The organism is Loigolactobacillus zhaoyuanensis (assembly GCF_003946385.1).
In the GTDB taxonomy this organism is placed as follows: Bacteria; Bacillota; Bacilli; order Lactobacillales; family Lactobacillaceae; genus Loigolactobacillus; species Loigolactobacillus zhaoyuanensis.
Genome location: NZ_RHOE01000125.1, coordinates 1 through 2,270, shown reverse-complemented (window position 1 = coordinate 2,270; position 2,270 = coordinate 1). Strand labels below are relative to the sequence as shown.

Genomic DNA, 2,270 nt, shown 5'->3' with positions numbered 1-2,270 from the left:
TAAAACAGTCTCAGAGGAATATATTTACTGGTTTAATCACCAAAGGATTTCCTTGAAAACAAAAGGTATGTCCCCGTGTGAATACCGAGAACATACCTTAGCAGCGTAGAAATATTTACTTTTGTCTAACTTTTGTGTTGCACTTCAAATATGGCTGAGCTTTTCCAAATTATTCTGCAGCAAATTCATTTAATGCTTTTTCGTAAGCATCCAATTTAGTAGCCGCATCAGCTTCACTATCACCGATCACACCTACGTAAAACTTGATCTTCGGTTCTGTCCCAGAAGGCCGAATGGCGATCCAAGTCTGATCAGCTAACAAATATTTCAATACATTAGAAGTTGGTAAGTCCATTGCTTCTTGATGCCCGTCAGCAAAGGTTTTCGTTTGTTGCGCAAAGTCCTCAACGGCACTAACTTTAACACCATTAAATTCTGCTGGTTGTTCTTCGCGGAATTTAGTCATCAATTTAGCCATTGTTGCGGCACCACTGATACCATCAAAAGTCTGCGAAACCGTCTTTTCAGCGTAGTAGCCGTAAGTTTTGAACAGATCTTGCAAACCATCGTACAGTGTTTTGCCTTGCTTTTGATAATAAGCCGCAATTTCGGCTAGTAATAATAAGCCTTGGATCGCATCCTTATCACGGACAAATGGCCGGATCAACGAACCGTAACTTTCTTCAAAGCCAAACATATAAGTATGGCTGTGATCGACTTCATATTGCTTGATTTTTTCGCCGATAAACTTGAAACCCGTTAAAACATCAAGCATTTCTACATGATAATGGTGCGCAATTTGTGTAGCCAATTCAGTCGAAACAATTGACTTGATGGCAACTGCATTCGCTGGTAAAGTTCCTGCAGTCTGGTTGGCCCGTAAGATATAATCTAACATTAACGCTGCGATCTGGTTCCCATTTAACAGACGATATTCACCATTGGGTTGGCGGACGGCGGTGCCTAAACGGTCAGCATCGGGATCAGTAGCGACCAAAATATCTGCGTTTTCCTTTTTGCCCAACTCGATCGCCATATCAAAGGCTTCGGGAAATTCTGGATTAGGGAAAGGAACCGTTGGAAATTCTGGATCTGCAACTGCTTGTTTGGCAACTAGCTTAAATTGTGTAAAACCAGCGTTGCGCAACGCCTGCGAGCCCAGCATTTTACCAGTACCATGCAGCGGCGAATATACCAATTTAAGTTTCGGCCCGATCTCATCTACTAATGCCTGGTTGATCGTGACTTTTTTGATGTTCGCTAAATAGACCTCATCAACGTCATCCCCAATGATCGTCATTAATTGAGCTGTTCGTAAGTCGTGTTCGCTAGTCACTGCAATACTGAACAGATCAGCCGCTTTACGCACATAGCTGGTAATTAAGTCAGCTTCCTTAGGTGGCATTTGTCCACCATCTGGGCCATAAATTTTATAGCCATTATATTGCTTAGGGTTATGACTAGCCGTAAGCATGATGCCAGCATAGGCCTGTAAGTGTCTGACTGCAAATGATAGTTCTGGGGTTGGCCGTAAACCATCAAAGACAAAACTAGGAATCTGATGAGCACCTAACACACGTGCTGCTTCATGAGCAAATAGTTCCGAGTTGTAGCGCGAATCAAAACTAATTGCGACTCCGCGTTGCTTTGTCGCATCGTCCAAGGTATCCATAAACAGCGCTAGCCCTTCTGTTGCTTGGCGCACTGTATAAATGTTCATTCGATTGATCCCAGGACCCATAATGCCACGCATCCCTGCTGTACCAAATTCCATCGGCGCGTAAAATGCATCCTCTAATTGTTCTTGATCAGTTGTTGCGGTTAATTCTTTTTTCAAATCAGCATCTAACTCAGGATAAGCCACCCAAGTTTGATAAGTATCTTGCCATGCCAATCGCTCCGCCTCCTTGTAGTTATTCATCAATAGTATACTACAAAAGGGAGCGCTTCACGAAACTTACTTAGCAACCCTTAATATGATTTTCATATACCGATAATTGGCCTAGTCCAAAAATATTTTTGCAAATAGTTAATTGCCGTTAATCTAACACTTTCATTAGCTTATTTTCAATTCAGCGGCTTAGGTCAAAAAAATTTAAAAAAATAGTGCCAGAAATTTAATTGGCTCTATACTTTTTCCTGTTGATAGATTGACCAACGTGGTAATCTATTAACAGGATTTTTGTGTAAAATAAAAAAAGCCCACAGGCCCCATACACAAATTTCACCCACTACAGCGTCATTTGAAAGGATATGAAGACCCATGAACT

Annotated in this window: 2 protein-coding genes; one reads left to right on the top strand and one right to left on the bottom strand. The window is 41.5% G+C overall.

Annotated features, from left to right (window positions below; genetic code table 11):
• Window positions 1-109: IS3 family transposase (locus EKM76_RS13125; protein WP_164507642.1), on the top strand; the 109-nt coding region annotated here is incomplete at its 5' end.
• Window positions 110-169: 60 nt separating this feature from the next.
• Here EKM76_RS13125 and EKM76_RS13120 read toward each other — a convergent pair.
• Window positions 170-1,894 (bottom strand): phospho-sugar mutase, encoded by a 1,725-nt coding sequence (locus tag EKM76_RS13120; protein ID WP_125551004.1) that lies wholly within the window; start codon window positions 1,892-1,894, stop codon window positions 170-172.
• Between the last annotated feature and the right edge of the window lie 376 nt (window positions 1,895-2,270).